Here is a 13920-nt window from a genome sequence, read left to right as displayed (position 1 = left end):
CATGACGAAAATATTCCGCTTCGGCGTCATCGGCTGCGGTCTGATGGGGCGCGAATTTGCGAGCGCTGCGGCGCGCTGGCTGCATCTTGCCGATGCGCGGGCGCGACCGGAAATCGTTGCCGTCTGCGACACCAATGCGGCCCTTCTGGACTGGTTCAAGGGCAATGTGCCGTCTGTCCGGCAGTTCACCGGCGACTACAAGGAGCTGCTCGCCAATCCGGATGTCGACGCCGTTTATTGCGCCGTGCCGCATGTGCTTCACCAGCAATTCTATATCGACATCCTGAAGGCCGGAAAGCATCTGCTTGGCGAAAAGCCTTTCGGCATGGATGCGGCGCAGAATCGCGAAATCATGGCGGTTCTTGCTGAACATCCCGAGCTTCTGGTTCGCTGCTCATCGGAAATGCCGTTCTTCCCCGGAGCGCAGAAGGTCATCGCGCTCGCCGAAAGCGGCGAGATGGGCGATATTCTCGAGGTCGAGGCGGGTTTCCTGCATTCCTCCGACATCGATCGCCAAAAGCCGATCAACTGGAAACGCATGGCCGATATCAACGGCGAATATGGCTGCATGGGCGATCTCGGCATGCATGTCCTGCATGTGCCCCTGCGGCTCGGCTGGCGTCCGCAAACGCTGCACGCACAATTGGTCAAGAAGATCACCGAACGCCCGGACGGCAAGGGCGGCATGGCGCCGTGCACCACCTGGGACAATGCGACGATCAGCACTCGTGTCACCGCTGGCGATCAGGATTTTCCGATGGTGCTGAAGACCTGGCGCATCGCGCCGGGCGAAGCCAATACCTGGTACATTCGCATTCTCGGCATGAAGAAGAGCGCCTTCTTCACGACGAAATCGCCGCGGCAATGGCAGTGGATGGACTATAGCGGCGGCACGCAGGCCTGGAGCACCGAAGATCTCGGCTACGGCTCGCTCTTCCCGGCGATAACAGGCAAGATTTTCGAGTTCGGCTTCGCCGATGCCATTCAGCAGATGTGGGCCGCCTTCGTCGATGAACTGGCCGGCGGAAACGCCAACGGTTTTGGTTGCGCCACGCCCGAAGAGGCCCGGGCGCACCACGCGGTGCTGACGGCCGCACTCAAATCCGGCCGTGAGAATGTCGTCGTGCCGGTCGACTATGAAGGAGCAACCGCCCGATGAAGCGCTCCGAGATCAATGAAGCGCTCAGGCGCGCTAATAAAACCCTCGAACAATGGCGATGGTCCCTGCCGGAATGGGGTCACTGGACCGCGGCGGATTTCACCGCCCGTCCGCAGGCGGCAAGCTATCTGCGCGCCCATCAGCTGGGATGGGACGTCACGGACTTCGGCTCCGGCCGGTTCGCCGAGTGCGGCCTCGTGCTCTTTTGCCTGCGCAACGGCATTGTCGGTGTCGAAGGCGAGCGCACCTATGCCGAAAAGCTGCTTTTCGTCGAAGACGGGCAGGTGACGCCGACCCATCGCCATCAGGCGAAGATGGAAGACATCATCAACAGGGCCGGCGGCGATCTCGTGATCGAATTCGCAGCGACCGACGCTGACGGCAATGTGCGGCAGGATGATGTGACGGTTCCGGTGGATGGCTTGCCGAGAAAGCTTGCCGCATGGGAGCCGCTTATTCTCTCTCCCGGCCAGAGCGTGACGATCCACACCGGGCTTTATCACCGTTTCTACGGCCGAAAGGGCGGCGGGCCGGTGTTCGTCGGTGAAGTCAGCCAGGTCAACGATGACAAGAGCGACAACTACTTCCTGGAGCCGATCGGCCGCTTTGCCGCGATCGAGGAGGATGAGCCGCCTCTCAGACCCTTGTGGAACGAGGCTGGTGGCTGATGCGGACCGGGGAGGAGGTTCGCGACAGCGAAAAGAGAGGCGAGGGGGGCATTGTCTGCGCGGGAAACTTCATCGTCGACCGCGTGCATACGCTGTCCTACTGGCCCGAGCAGGGTAATCTTGCGCATATCCTGCATCAGGATGTCGGCGTCGGCGGAGGGGCGGCCAATGTCGTTGCCGATCTCGCCTCGTTCGGCTTTTCCGGAAAGCTCGCCGCGGCCGGCTGCATCGGCACGGATATCGACGGAGAGATCGTCAAGACGCGCCTTCAGGATGCCGGTATCGATGTGAGCGGCCTGCGGCAGCTTCCCGACCGCGCGACGGCGCATACCCATGTCATGAATGTGCCGGGCCAGAACCGTACCTTCTTCTACCATGGCGGCGCCAACGATGCCGTGACGGATGCGCTTGTTTCGCCCGCAGTCTTTGCGGAGGCCGGCTATCGTCTGTTCTATCTCGGCTATCTGATGTTGCTGCCCGGTCTCGACGCGCTCGATGCCGGCGACCGATCCGGGGCCTCGCGGCTGCTGGAAGCCGCCCGCGATGCGGGTCTCACCACCTGCGTCGATTTCGTCTCCAGCGAGGATCCCGAGTTTGCCGCCAAGGTCGGCGCGGCCCTGCCATATTGCGATTTCCTCATCATCAATGAAATCGAGGCGGGGCGGGCAACCGGTATCGCTGTGCGCGATGCAAAGGGCGAACTGATCGAGGCCGCTCTTCTGACGGCCGGCGAGGGGTTGCTGGCGGCGGGTGTTGCCAAGGCGGCGGTCATTCATGCCCCGGAAATCTGCTTCTGGTTTACACCGGGATGTCCGGCAATCGTTTCGCGCTCTCGACCGGTGGATCCGGCCGACATCGTCAGCACCGTCGGCGCCGGCGATGCCTTCTGTGCTGCCGTGCTCTACGGTTTGCATGAGGACTGGCCTGCCGAGCGCATCTGCGCCGCAGCCCATGCCGCTGCCGCCCGTTGCCTCAAAGGGGCAACCGCGACGGACGGCATCCCTGAGATGGCGACGCTTCTGAAGGATGTGATGGAGATACAGCCTGCATGCGCCTAGCGCCCGGTTCCGGGGCGGCAACGCGTATGGTTGGATGCTATAGTGCCTGTTGAGGCGTCGGCAGCGGGATCAGAAGCGACCCCTATGCTCGGAGGAGGAGAATGAGGGCAGTCCGTTTGGAATCAGTCGGATCCATGATTATGAGCTTGGTCGAAAAGCCGAGGGCGGGACCGGGGGAAATCATCGTCCGGGTTCTGGCCGCCGGCATTTGCGGATCCGACCGTCATATGTTCAAAGGCGAATATCCGACGGCGATCCCGGTGACCTTGGGCCATGAGTTCTGCGGCCTCGTCGAGGAAGCGGGAGAGGGCGTTTCGTCATTCGTTGGCGGAGAGCTTGTCACGGTGGACCCGAATATTGCCTGCGGCACCTGCCCGGCCTGTCGTCGTGGACGACCGAACCTGTGCGCCAATCTGAAGGCCATCGGCGTGACCAGGGATGGCGGCTTTGCCGAATATGTGGCGCTTCCCTGCGGCCAGGCATATACCCTGCCTGCGGATCTCGATCCCGTTCATGGCGCCTTTTGCGAGCCGATTGCCTGCTGCATCCACGCGATCGACAAGGCACAGATTCGTCCGGGCGACAGCGTTGTCATATTGGGCGGCGGCGTGATCGGCCTGCTGATGGTGCAACTGGCGCGCCTTGCCGGCGCGGATCGGATTATCCTGATTACCCGGCAGCTGTCGCGGCGCGAGGCGGCATTGCGGCTGGGTGCGACGCAGGCCCTCGATCCGACGGCGACCGATGCGGTTGCCGCTGTGAGGGATTTGACCGATGGCGGTGCGGATGTCGTCATCGAATGCGCCGGTGTGCCCGAAACCTTCCAGACCGGCGTGCGGATGGTGCGACGCGGCGGCGCCTTCGTGCTGTTCGGAGTGACGCCGGCGGCTCTCGAAGTTCCTGTTCTGCCATTCGATCTGCTTTTCAACGAAGTGGAGATCCGGCCGGCCTATCTCAATCCCTTCACCCACTCACGGGCTGCGGCCTTGGTGGCGAGCGGTGTTCTGGAGCTGGATTCGCTTGTCACGAAGACGATAGGCCTCGATGAGGTGGCGAGCGTGGTCGGCAGTGCGCCATTGGCCGGCGAGATCAAGGTCATCGTCCGGCCCTGAATTGCGCCGGCAGGCGGCGTCAATTCATCTGCGGATGGGGCCGGTGGAGTCGCGTACGATCAACGTGACGGGCACCTTGATGACCGCGTCTTCCGCAGGTTCTTGGCCTTCTGCCTGTTCTTCGATCAGCGTCTCCAATCGCCGTGCCGCCTGTTCGCCGACACTGCGGATCGGCTGTGCGACGGTCGTCAGCCGTGGAAAGACATAGGCCGCCTCAGGCAGATCGTCGAAGCCGATGACCGAATAGTCGCGGGGCACGGCAAAGCCGTGATCCTGAACGGCGTGGATTGCGGCAATCGCGGAAATATCGGTCGTGCCGATGATCGCCGTCATTTCGGGCCGGGAGGCCACCAGTTCCTTGGCAAGCGGATAGGCGGCCGCAAAGCTGTGCTCCCCGGCCATGCTGACGGCGGCGGGCGCGAGACCGTTTTCCGCCATCTCCACCGCGATGCCTTGAAGGCGAAGCTGGACGGGCTGGCTATGGGCGGGGGCACCGACGATGCCGATTGCGCGATGGCCGAGCCCGATTAGATGCCGGGCCATCAGCCGTCCGCCTTCCTCGTGATCGGCCATGACCGCATCATCCGCGATGCCAGTGAGTTCGCGGTCGATTGCGACGATCGGGATACCAGCGTCGCGCAGCGCCTCGAAGTGCTTCGTGCTGCCGAAAGCGCTTGCCACGATGACGCCGTCGACGCGTTGGGACAGCAGCATGGAAATGTAGCGCGCCTCGTGATCCATGTTTTCGGCGGTGCTGCAGATCAGCGTCTGATAGCCGCGCCGGAACAATTCCTGCTCGATGGCATGGGCAAGGATGCCGAAGAAGGGCACGTCGATCGACGGCAGCATCAGCCCGATCATCCGGCTCGGCGCCCCCCGCAACATGCGCGCGCCCTTGCTCGGTGTGTAGTTGAGCGCGCGAATGGCGGCCTCCACGCGCTCTCGCAGGTCCGGAGAGGCATAGCCGCTATTGTTGAGGACGCGCGAGACTGACGAGACCGATGTTCCTGCGAGTTTGGCGATATGTCTGATACTGGTCGTCACTTGCTCGCATTTCTTTGTCTGGCCGCCGAATGGTCATGAGGCGAGCTGCAAAACTCCATCCATTCCCAGCCTGGACTAAATCACCGCCGGGATGCGGCATCAAGCGTGATGGACGCTATTTATATCCCCCTCATGCCGCCCCAGCATAGGAAGCGCACCCCCACGGTTGCCGTCCGGTCATCGGCCGCATTTGATGCGGCAGGGGGCGTGTTGATGACTATGCCTAATTTCATATTTAAAATCAATTTGATACGCTGAGAAATTAATATCGCGACGTCGCTGTGGTCATGGACGTCCGTTGGTTTTTTATGCGGCGAACGGGCGCTGCCGCAGCCTCCCGCGACCCCATCGGCATTTATAAGATTTTTATATCTTCCGCTTTCGCGCCGTCTCGAACCTTAATGCGGTTCGGTCGCATATTGCGTGTGGAAGATGCATCCCAAGTGATCTTCCTCGTCGGCAGGAAAAAAGAGGCGCTCTGCGTAAGGGCGCTCTCCATCATTTCTGCATTCAACAATAACAATCAAGGAATCGCGATCGATGATGGACATTATTCTTGTCGGGATCGGCGTTTTATTCTTCCTCCTTTGCGTCGCCTACACCAAGGCCTGCGACAGCCTCTAGCCGGAGAGACGACAATGCTTCTCGATTACATTCTCGGTGGCGGCGTGACGCTCTTTCTCACCGTCTACCTGGTCTACGCTCTCATTCGCCCCGAGCGCTTCTAACAGCGCTGGATAGGGAAAGTTACCTCCATGACCTTCAACGGATGGCTTCAGATCCTCATTTACGTCGGGATCCTTCTTCTGCTCGTCAAACCGCTCGGCGGCTACATGACGCGTGTCTTTACCGGCGAGCGCACCTTCCTCTCCTTCGTCCTCCGTCCTGTGGAACGCGGGCTTTATCGTTTGGCCGGCACGGACGAACGCGAAGAACAGCACTGGACGACCTATTCGGTCTCCATGCTGCTGTTCAGCCTGGCCGGCTTCCTCGTTCTCTACGCCCTGCAGCGGCTGCAAGGCAGCTTGCCGTACAACCCCGCCGGCATGACCGCAGTCGGGCCGGAACTGTCCTTCAATACCGCCACCAGCTTCGTCACCAACACCAATTGGCAGAACTACGGCGGCGAAAGCACGATGTCCTATCTCGTGCAGATGGCCGGCCTGACGGTGCAGAACTTCGTGTCCGCCGCAACCGGCATTGCCATCGCCATTGCGTTGATCCGCGCCTTTGCGCGCGCTTCGGGCAAGGCGATCGGTAATTTCTGGGTCGATATGACGAGAGCGACGCTCTATGTGCTCCTGCCGATCTGCATTGTCCTGACACTGGCTTTCGTCTATCTCGGCGTGCCGCAGACGCTCGGCCCTTACGTCGACGCGACGACGCTCGAAGGCGCGCAGCAGACGATTGCCGTCGGTCCGGTCGCCTCACAGCTTGCCATCAAGATGCTCGGCACGAACGGCGGCGGCTTCTTCAACGCCAACTCGGCGCATCCTTTCGAAAATCCGGACGCGATTTCCAATCTGCTGCAGATGCTGGCGATCTTCGTCGTCGGCGCGGCATTGACCAACGTCTTCGGCCGCATGGTCGGCAGCCAGCGGCAGGGTTGGGCCATCCTGGCTGCCATGGGCACTCTGTTCATTGCGGGCGTGATCGTCACCTATTGGGCTGAAGCCGCCGGCAATCCGCTGATCCACGCGCTTGGTCTCCAGGGCGGCAATATGGAAGGCAAGGAAGTCCGCTTCGGCATCGCTGCCTCCTCGCTGTTTGCCGTCATCACCACGGCCGCATCCTGCGGCGCGGTCAATGGCATGTTGGACAGCTTCACCGCCATTGGCGGCCTGATCCCGCTCATCAACCTGCAACTCGGCGAAGTCATCGTCGGCGGTGTCGGTGCCGGTTTCTACGGCATCCTGATGTTCGTCATCATCGCCATCTTCGTGGCGGGCCTGATGGTCGGCCGCACGCCGGAATATCTCGGCAAGAAGATCGAGGCCAAGGAAGTGAAGATGGCCATGCTTGCCGTGCTTTGCCTGCCCTTCGGCATGCTGATCTTCACGGCGATCTCCGTCGTGCTGCCGTCGGCAGTGGCCTCGGTCGGCAATTCCGGTCCGCATGGCTTCTCCGAAATCCTCTACGCCTACTCGTCGGCAGCGGCAAACAACGGCTCGGCCTTTGGTGGCCTGACCGGCAATACCAGCTGGTACAACATCACGCTCGGTATCGTCATGCTGATCGGCCGCTTCCTGGTCATCGTACCGGCTCTCGCGATAGCCGGCTCCCTGATTGCCAAGAAGACGGTTCCCGCCTCCGCCGGCACCTTCCCGACGGACGGCCCGCTCTTCGTCGGCCTGCTGGTCGGCACGATCCTGATCGTCGGTGGCCTGACTTTCTTCCCGGCGCTCGCGCTTGGGCCGATCGTCGAACACCTGTCGATGATCGCGGGCCAGACCTTCTAAGGAATGAGGGCCATGAGCCAACCGCTTCTGAGCAAGCTTAGAAAAGTCATCGATCCACGCCCCTTCGACAGGGGGCGTGGCCCGGCCGGAACGACCTGTGCCTCCGACGCCATTCTGTTGGCGATGGTCACGCTGTTCCTCGGTCTTGTTGTCTTCGGATTTCTAATCGGCTGATCGGTGCGTTCCGATCTGACGTTTTCCTCTTCACGCTGGAGCCTCTTATGAGCCAGTTAAAATCAGCGAGTATTCTGGATTCTCGCATCCTCGTTCCGGCGGTCGGCGCTGCTTTCAAGAAGCTGAACCCGCGCACGCTTGCCAAGAACCCCGTCATGTTCGTGGTCGCCGTCGTATCGGCACTCACGACCGTTCTCCTCCTGCGCGACCTCGTCACCGGCGGCGGCAATCTCGGCTTTTCGCTGCAGATCAATATCTGGCTGTGGTTCACGGTGCTGTTTGCCAATTTTGCCGAGGCCGTCGCCGAAGGCCGCGGCAAGGCGCAGGCGGATTCGCTGCGCAAGTCGCGCACCGAAACCCAGGCGAAGCTTCTGGCCGGCAACAGTCGCACCGATTTCAGGCTGGTGCCTGGCACCAGCCTGAAAGTCGGCGACGTCGTGCTCGTCGAAGCCGGCGACATCATCCCCTCGGACGGTGAAGTGATCGAAGGCGTGGCCTCCGTCAACGAAGCCGCGATCACAGGCGAATCCGCTCCTGTCATCCGCGAGTCGGGCGGCGACCGCTCGGCCGTGACCGGCGGCACGCAGGTTCTGTCGGATGAAATCCGCGTTCGCATCACCGCCGCCGCCGGTTCGACCTTCATCGACCGCATGATCGCGCTGGTGGAAGGCGCCGAGCGGCAGAAGACGCCGAACGAAATCGCGCTGAACATCCTGCTCGCCGGCATGACGCTGATCTTCGTCTTGGCCACCGTCACGATCCCGAGCTTTGCCGCCTATGCCGGCGGCTCGATCCAGACGGTCGTGCTGGTTGCGCTGTTCGTAACGCTGATCCCGACCACCATCGGCGCGCTGCTGTCGGCAATCGGTATTGCCGGCATGGACCGCCTGGTGCGCTTCAACGTGCTTGCCATGTCGGGCCGCGCCGTCGAAGCCGCGGGCGACGTCGACACGCTGCTCCTCGACAAGACCGGTACGATCACTCTCGGCAACCGCCAGGCGACGGCGTTTCGCCCGGTTCGGGGGATCAGCGAGCAGGATCTCGCCGATGCCGCCCAACTTGCCTCGCTTGCCGATGAGACGCCGGAAGGCCGCTCCATCGTCGTGCTTGCCAAGGAGAAATATGCGATCCGCGGCCGCGATATGACGAGCCTGAAGGCGACTTTCGTGCCCTTCACGGCCCAGACGCGCATGAGCGGCGTCGACCTCGAAGGCTCCTCGATCCGCAAGGGCGCCGTCGATGCCGTTGTCGCCTATGTCGAAGGTGCGGCCAATGGCACCGCCGAAGGCACGGCTGTCATGTCCCGCACGACCAGCGAGACGCTCCGCGAGCTGCAGTCGATCGCCGACGAGATCGCCAAGGCCGGCGGTACGCCGCTCGCCGTTGCCCGCGACGGCCGCCTTCTCGGCGTCATCCATCTCAAGGACATCGTCAAGGGCGGCATCCGCGAACGCTTCGCCGAGCTGCGCCGCATGGGCATCCGCACGGTGATGATTACGGGCGACAATCCGCTGACGGCCGCTGCCATCGCTGCGGAGGCCGGCGTCGACGACTTCCTCGCCCAGGCGACGCCGGAAATGAAGCTGGCGTTGATGCGCCAGGAGCAGGCGCAGGGCAAGCTCGTCGCCATGTGCGGCGACGGCACCAACGATGCGCCCGCACTCGCCCAGGCCGATGTCGGCGTTGCCATGAACACCGGTACGGTCGCCGCCCGCGAGGCCGGCAACATGGTCGATCTCGACAGCGATCCGACGAAGCTGATCGAAATCGTCGAAATCGGCAAGCAGCTGCTGATGACCCGCGGTGCGCTCACCACCTTCTCCATCGCCAACGATATCGCCAAGTATTTCGCCATCATCCCGGCGATGTTCATTGCCTTCTATCCGCAGCTGAAGATGCTGAACATCATGGGGCTGGCGACGCCGCAGAGCGCCATTCTCTCGGCCATCATCTTCAATGCGCTCATCATCGTCGCGCTGATCCCGCTGTCGCTGAAGGGGGTTCGCTATCGCCCGATCGGCGCCGGCGCGCTGCTCAGCCGCAACCTGCTGATCTATGGCCTCGGCGGCATCATCGTCCCCTTCATCGGCATCAAGGCCATCGATATGGCGATTACCGCCATCGGTCTCGCCTAAGGAGTTTCTCTCATGTTGAAACAAATCAGACCCGCAATCGTCATGATCGTCGCCACGACCGTTCTGACCGGTCTTGCCTATCCTCTTGCCATGACGGGCGCCGCCCAGGCGCTCTTCCCTCGCCAGGCAAACGGCAGCCTGGTGGAAAAGGACGGCAAGATTATCGGTTCCAGCCTCATCGGCCAGAGTTTCACGACCGACCGGTATTTCCATGGCCGTCCGTCGGCCACGACCGGAACGGACCCGAATGACGCCACCAAGACGGTTGCAGCACCCTATAATGCTGTCAATTCCATGGGCTCCAATCTCGGCCCGACCAGTTCGAGCCTGATTACCCGCATCAAGGGCGACGCGGCGGCGCTGCAGGCGCAGAACCCCAACATGCCGGTTCCGATCGACATGGTCACCACGTCGGGCAGCGGTCTCGATCCGCATATCTCGCCGGACGATGCCTATTTCCAGGTCCCTCGCGTCGCCAAGGCCCGCAGCATGGATGAGGCCAAGGTGCGGTCGCTCGTCGATGCCGCCGTCGAGCCGCGCGAGCTTGGCGTTCTCGGCGAGCCGGTGGTCAATGTGCTGGCATTGAACCAGGCACTTGATGCTTCTATGAGTCAATAAGTTGAAGGGGTTGAGACGGTTGCCGCCGTCTCGACCTTGTCAGGAAAGACGATCCGCTGATGGCAGACGACAGTCGCGACATGCTGAACAGGCCTTCGCCCGATGCGCTTCTTGAAAAGGCGAGGGCAGAGACGCGCGGGCGGCTGAAGATCTTTCTGGGCGCGGCGCCGGGCGTCGGCAAGACCTATGAGATGCTGATGTCGGGCAAGGCGAAGGTCGCGGACGGCGTTGACGTCGTTGTCGGTGTCGTCGAGACCCATGGCCGCCGAGAGACGCAGGCCCTGCTTGACGGCTTCGAGATCATTCCGCGCGTCAATGTCGATTACAAGGGACGTGCGCTTGAGGAGATGGATCTCGATGCCATCCTGAAGCGCCGGCCGGAGCTGGTGCTGGTCGATGAGCTCGCCCACACCAATGCGCAGGGCAGCCGCCATCCGAAGCGTTATCTCGACGTCAAGGAGCTTCTCGAGCGCGGGATCGATGTCTATACGACGCTGAATATCCAGCATGTCGAAAGCCTGAACGACGTCGTCTCGCAGATTACCCGCATCCGCGTGCGCGAGACCGTACCGGATTCCGTCATCGATCTTGCCGACGACGTCGAGATTATCGACCTGACGCCGGATGATCTCATCAAGCGGCTGCATGACGGCAAGGTCTATGTGTCGAAGACCGCCGAGAGGGCGCTGACCAACTATTTCACGCCCGGCAATCTGACGGCGCTGCGCGAGCTGGCGCTGAGGCGTACGGCGCAACGCGTCGACGACCAGTTGCTGACCCATATGCAGGCGCACGCGATCCAGGGGCCGTGGGCGGCAGGCGAGCGCGTGCTCGTCTCCATCGACCATCATCCACGCTCGGCCTCGCTGGTGCGCTATGCGTCGCGCATGGCGTCGCGCCTGCGCGCTCCCTGGGCTGCCGTCTATGTCGAAACCAACCGCTCCATCAGCCTGACGGAAGCACAGCGCGACACGATTGCCGCAACGCTGAGGCTTGCCGAGCAACTTGGCGGCGAGGCTATCACCATTCCGGGGCGGGAAGTGGCGGAGGAGCTGATTCGTCACTCCGCCAGCAACAATGTCACCCATATCGTCATCGGTTCGCCGAAGATCGGATCGTGGCGCGATTGGTCTCGCCGTTCGGTTTCCTACGATCTCATCCGCAGGGCCGGCGAGATCAGCGTTCACGTCATTTCCGGTAGCGATGCGGATGGTCAGCCCGCGACCCGCGGCGTCAAGGTCGCACCTTCGCCGCCTCCTTTCCAGCTGCGCGGCTATGTTCTGGCGACGCTCTATGTCGCCATTGCGCTCGGTTTTTGCGTCATCCTCGACCAGGTGCTGGACGTGCGCAATCTGGCGCTCGTCTTTCTGATGGCGGTCCTCGCCAGCGCGGTAACGCAGGGTTTGCGCCCGGCGCTTTATTCCTGTTTTCTCGGTGCGCTTGCGTTCAACTTCTTCTTCCTGCCGCCGCGCTACACGCTGACGATCAGCGATCCGGAAAGCGTGCTCGCCTTCTTCTTCTTCCTCGGCGTCGCGGTGATCGCAAGCAATCTGACGGCGACAGTGCAGCGTCAGGCTGTCGCGGCGCGGCAGCGGGCCCGAACCACGGAAGATCTCTATCTCTTTTCCAAGAAGCTCGCCGGGACCGGTACGCTCGACGATGTGCTCTGGGCAACGGCTTTTCAGCTTGCCTCCATGCTGAAGCTGCGGGTCGTGCTGCTCTTGCCGGAGCACGGCACGATCGCTGTCCGAGCCGGCTATCCGCCCGACGACACGCTCGATGACGCCGATATCGCGGCGGCGCGCTGGGCCTGGGAGCACAATCATGCCGCCGGCCGCGGTGCCGATACCCTGCCGGGCGCCAAGCGTCTCTATGTTCCGCTGCGCACCGGCCGCACCGCCGTCGGCGTCATCGGTCTCGACAGTGATCGCCGCGACGGCCCGCTGCTGACGCCGGAGCAGCAGCGGCTGCTCGACGCTCTTGCCGACCAGGCGGCGCTTGCCATCGAGCGCGTGCAGCTGGTCGCCGACGTCGATCGGGCCAAGCTGGCCGTCGAGGCGGATCGGCTGCGTTCCGCGCTGCTGACATCCATTTCACACGATCTGAAGACGCCGCTTGCGGCCATCCTGGGTGCTGCGGGAATGTTGCGGGATTACCTGGAAACGCTGCCAGAGGAGGATCGTGTCGACCTCCTTTCGACCGTCATCGACGAATCCGAGCGCCTCAACCGCTTCATCGCCAACCTGCTCGACATGACCAAGATCGAGTCCGGCGCGATGGAGCCGAACTATGCCCTGCACTATGCCGGCGATATTGTCGGCAGCGCGTTGCGGCGGGCGTCAAAGATCCTGACCCATCATCGCGTCGATGTGCAGATGCCCGTCGATCTGCCGATGGTGAAGGTCGATCCGGTCCTGTTCGAACAGGTCCTGTTCAACCTGCTCGACAATGCCGCGAAATACGCACCCGAGGAGTCGGCCATCCGCCTGGAGGCCTGGGCGGATATCGACAACATCGTCTTCCGGGTGATGGACGAGGGGCCGGGCATTCCTCCCGCCGATCTCGAGCGCGTCTTCGACACGTTCTATCGCGTACGCAAGGGAGATCAGGTGCGCGCCGGCACCGGTCTCGGTCTCTCCATCTGCCGCGGTTTCATCGAGGCGATGGGCGGCACGATCGCGGCCGGCAACAGAACGGATCGGCAGGGGGCGGTTTTCACCATTCGCCTGCCGAAACCAACGGATATCCCGAAGCTGGATGAACTGAAATGAACACCACTGCCGTCAAGATACTCGTCGTCGATGATGAGCCGCCGATCCGGAAGCTGCTGCGTGTCGGCCTCGGCGCCCAGGGCTACGTCGTCAACGAGGCCCAGAATGCCGCATCGGCCCACGCATCGGTGGTCGAGGACCAGCCCGACCTGATCGTGCTCGATCTCGGCCTGCCCGACAAATCGGGCCAGGACCTGCTCCTGGAATGGCGCGAGGATGGGGTGCAGATCCCGGTCGTCATTCTGTCGAGCCGTACCGATGAAGCAGGGATCGTCAAGGCGCTGGAAAGCGGGGCGGACGACTATGTGACCAAGCCCTTCGGCGTCAACGAACTGGCAGCCCGGATCCGCGTGGCGCTACGCCATCGCCTGCAGCAGCAGGGCGAGAGGGCGATTTTCCAGACAGGCGGCCTCTCCATCGATCTCGTCAAGCGGATCGTCAAGGTGGATGGCAGGGAGATCAAGCTTTCGCCGAAGGAATACGACATCCTGCGCGTGCTCGCCCAGCATGCCGGCAAGGTGCTGACGCATCAGTTCCTGTTGAAGCAGATCTGGGGACCGGCCGCCGATGTGCAGTATCTGCGCGTCTACGTTCGCCAGCTCCGGCAGAAGATCGAGGAGATTCCCGATCAGCCGCAATATATCACGACCGAGACGGGCGTCGGCTATCGGCTGCGCGAGCCCGATTGAGGCGGCAGGGACTTCCAGCCGATTATCGGTGTG

12 protein-coding genes are annotated in these 13920 nt (G+C 62.5%); 11 read left to right on the top strand and 1 reads right to left on the bottom strand.

What is annotated here, in order from left to right:
• Position 1 precedes the first annotated feature (1 nt).
• The 4 genes from GR212_RS05740 to GR212_RS05725 all read left to right on the top strand — a co-directional run bounded on the left by GR212_RS05740 (position 2) and on the right by GR212_RS05725 (position 3997).
• Positions 2-1159: a Gfo/Idh/MocA family protein gene (locus tag GR212_RS05740; RefSeq protein ID WP_163985498.1), complete on the top strand. Its 1158-nt coding sequence runs from the start codon at positions 2-4 to the stop codon at positions 1157-1159.
• Positions 1156-1827, top strand: coding sequence for a D-lyxose/D-mannose family sugar isomerase (locus GR212_RS05735; protein WP_163985497.1), 672 nt, complete (start codon positions 1156-1158; stop codon positions 1825-1827). Before GR212_RS05740 ends, GR212_RS05735 begins: the two co-directional genes overlap by 4 nt.
• A complete protein-coding gene (locus GR212_RS05730; RefSeq protein ID WP_163985496.1) occupies positions 1827-2885 on the top strand; it encodes a carbohydrate kinase family protein in 1059 nt (352 codons plus the stop codon). The genes GR212_RS05735 and GR212_RS05730 overlap by 1 nt, the downstream gene beginning before the upstream one ends.
• A gap of 101 nt (positions 2886-2986) precedes the next feature.
• Entirely contained in the window at positions 2987-3997 is a 1011-nt protein-coding gene (locus GR212_RS05725) for a zinc-dependent alcohol dehydrogenase family protein (protein ID WP_163985495.1), read from the top strand.
• Between the two features lie 24 nt (positions 3998-4021).
• On the opposite strand, the gene GR212_RS05720 is transcribed toward GR212_RS05725, so the two are convergent.
• The gene (locus tag GR212_RS05720) at positions 4022-5041 is read right to left on the bottom strand and encodes a substrate-binding domain-containing protein (protein WP_163985494.1); all 1020 of its coding nucleotides are present in this window, start codon (positions 5039-5041) and stop codon (positions 4022-4024) included.
• A 638-nt stretch (positions 5042-5679) separates the two neighbouring features.
• On the opposite strand from GR212_RS05720, the gene kdpF reads away from it, so the two are divergent.
• Genes kdpF through GR212_RS05685 form a run of 7 tightly spaced genes read left to right on the top strand, consistent with a single transcriptional unit; the run spans position 5680 to position 13887 of the window.
• Entirely contained in the window at positions 5680-5769 is a 90-nt protein-coding gene (kdpF, locus tag GR212_RS05715) for a K(+)-transporting ATPase subunit F (protein ID WP_163985493.1), read from the top strand.
• Between the two features lie 27 nt (positions 5770-5796).
• Positions 5797-7500 (top strand): potassium-transporting ATPase subunit KdpA, encoded by a 1704-nt coding sequence (gene kdpA / locus GR212_RS05710; RefSeq protein WP_163985492.1) that lies wholly within the window; start codon positions 5797-5799, stop codon positions 7498-7500.
• Between the two features lie 12 nt (positions 7501-7512).
• Positions 7513-7674, top strand: a complete 162-nt coding sequence (locus tag GR212_RS05705) for a hypothetical protein (protein ID WP_163985491.1) — start codon at positions 7513-7515, stop codon at positions 7672-7674.
• 47 nt (positions 7675-7721) lie between these two features.
• Positions 7722-9809, top strand: coding sequence for a potassium-transporting ATPase subunit KdpB (gene kdpB / locus GR212_RS05700; RefSeq protein WP_163985490.1), 2088 nt, complete (start codon positions 7722-7724; stop codon positions 9807-9809).
• Positions 9810-9821: 12 nt separating this feature from the next.
• A complete protein-coding gene (locus tag GR212_RS05695; RefSeq protein WP_163985489.1) occupies positions 9822-10427 on the top strand; it encodes a K(+)-transporting ATPase subunit C in 606 nt (201 codons plus the stop codon).
• A gap of 59 nt (positions 10428-10486) precedes the next feature.
• Positions 10487-13198 (top strand): sensor histidine kinase, encoded by a 2712-nt coding sequence (locus GR212_RS05690; RefSeq protein WP_163985488.1) that lies wholly within the window; start codon positions 10487-10489, stop codon positions 13196-13198.
• Positions 13195-13887: a response regulator transcription factor gene (locus GR212_RS05685; RefSeq protein WP_163985487.1), complete on the top strand. Its 693-nt coding sequence runs from the start codon at positions 13195-13197 to the stop codon at positions 13885-13887. The genes GR212_RS05690 and GR212_RS05685 overlap by 4 nt, the downstream gene beginning before the upstream one ends.
• The last annotated feature ends 33 nt before the right edge of the window (positions 13888-13920 follow it).

This window comes from Martinezella lusitana, from assembly GCF_010668395.1.
Taxonomy (GTDB): domain Bacteria; phylum Pseudomonadota; class Alphaproteobacteria; order Rhizobiales; family Rhizobiaceae; genus Rhizobium; species Rhizobium lusitanum_A.
Note: the sequence above shows the minus strand (reverse complement) of the source record. Positions and strands in the feature narration are given on the sequence as shown.

Bases quoted from the DNA above. Each gene is read 5' to 3' on its own strand.
- GR212_RS05740 (WP_163985498.1), top strand. From the start codon at position 2: ATGACGAAAATATTCCGCTTCGGCGTCATCGGCTGCGGTCTGATGGGG.
- GR212_RS05735 (WP_163985497.1), top strand. From the start codon at position 1,156: ATGAAGCGCTCCGAGATCAATGAAGCGCTCAGGCGCGCTAATAAAACC.
- GR212_RS05730 (WP_163985496.1), top strand. From the start codon at position 1,827: ATGCGGACCGGGGAGGAGGTTCGCGACAGCGAAAAGAGAGGCGAGGGG.
- GR212_RS05725 (WP_163985495.1), top strand. From the start codon at position 2,987: ATGAGGGCAGTCCGTTTGGAATCAGTCGGATCCATGATTATGAGCTTG.
- kdpF (WP_163985493.1), top strand. From the start codon at position 5,680: ATGCTTCTCGATTACATTCTCGGTGGCGGCGTGACGCTCTTTCTCACC.
- kdpA (WP_163985492.1), top strand. From the start codon at position 5,797: ATGACCTTCAACGGATGGCTTCAGATCCTCATTTACGTCGGGATCCTT.
- GR212_RS05705 (WP_163985491.1), top strand. From the start codon at position 7,513: ATGAGCCAACCGCTTCTGAGCAAGCTTAGAAAAGTCATCGATCCACGC.
- kdpB (WP_163985490.1), top strand. From the start codon at position 7,722: ATGAGCCAGTTAAAATCAGCGAGTATTCTGGATTCTCGCATCCTCGTT.
- GR212_RS05695 (WP_163985489.1), top strand. From the start codon at position 9,822: ATGTTGAAACAAATCAGACCCGCAATCGTCATGATCGTCGCCACGACC.
- GR212_RS05690 (WP_163985488.1), top strand. From the start codon at position 10,487: ATGGCAGACGACAGTCGCGACATGCTGAACAGGCCTTCGCCCGATGCG.
- GR212_RS05685 (WP_163985487.1), top strand. From the start codon at position 13,195: ATGAACACCACTGCCGTCAAGATACTCGTCGTCGATGATGAGCCGCCG.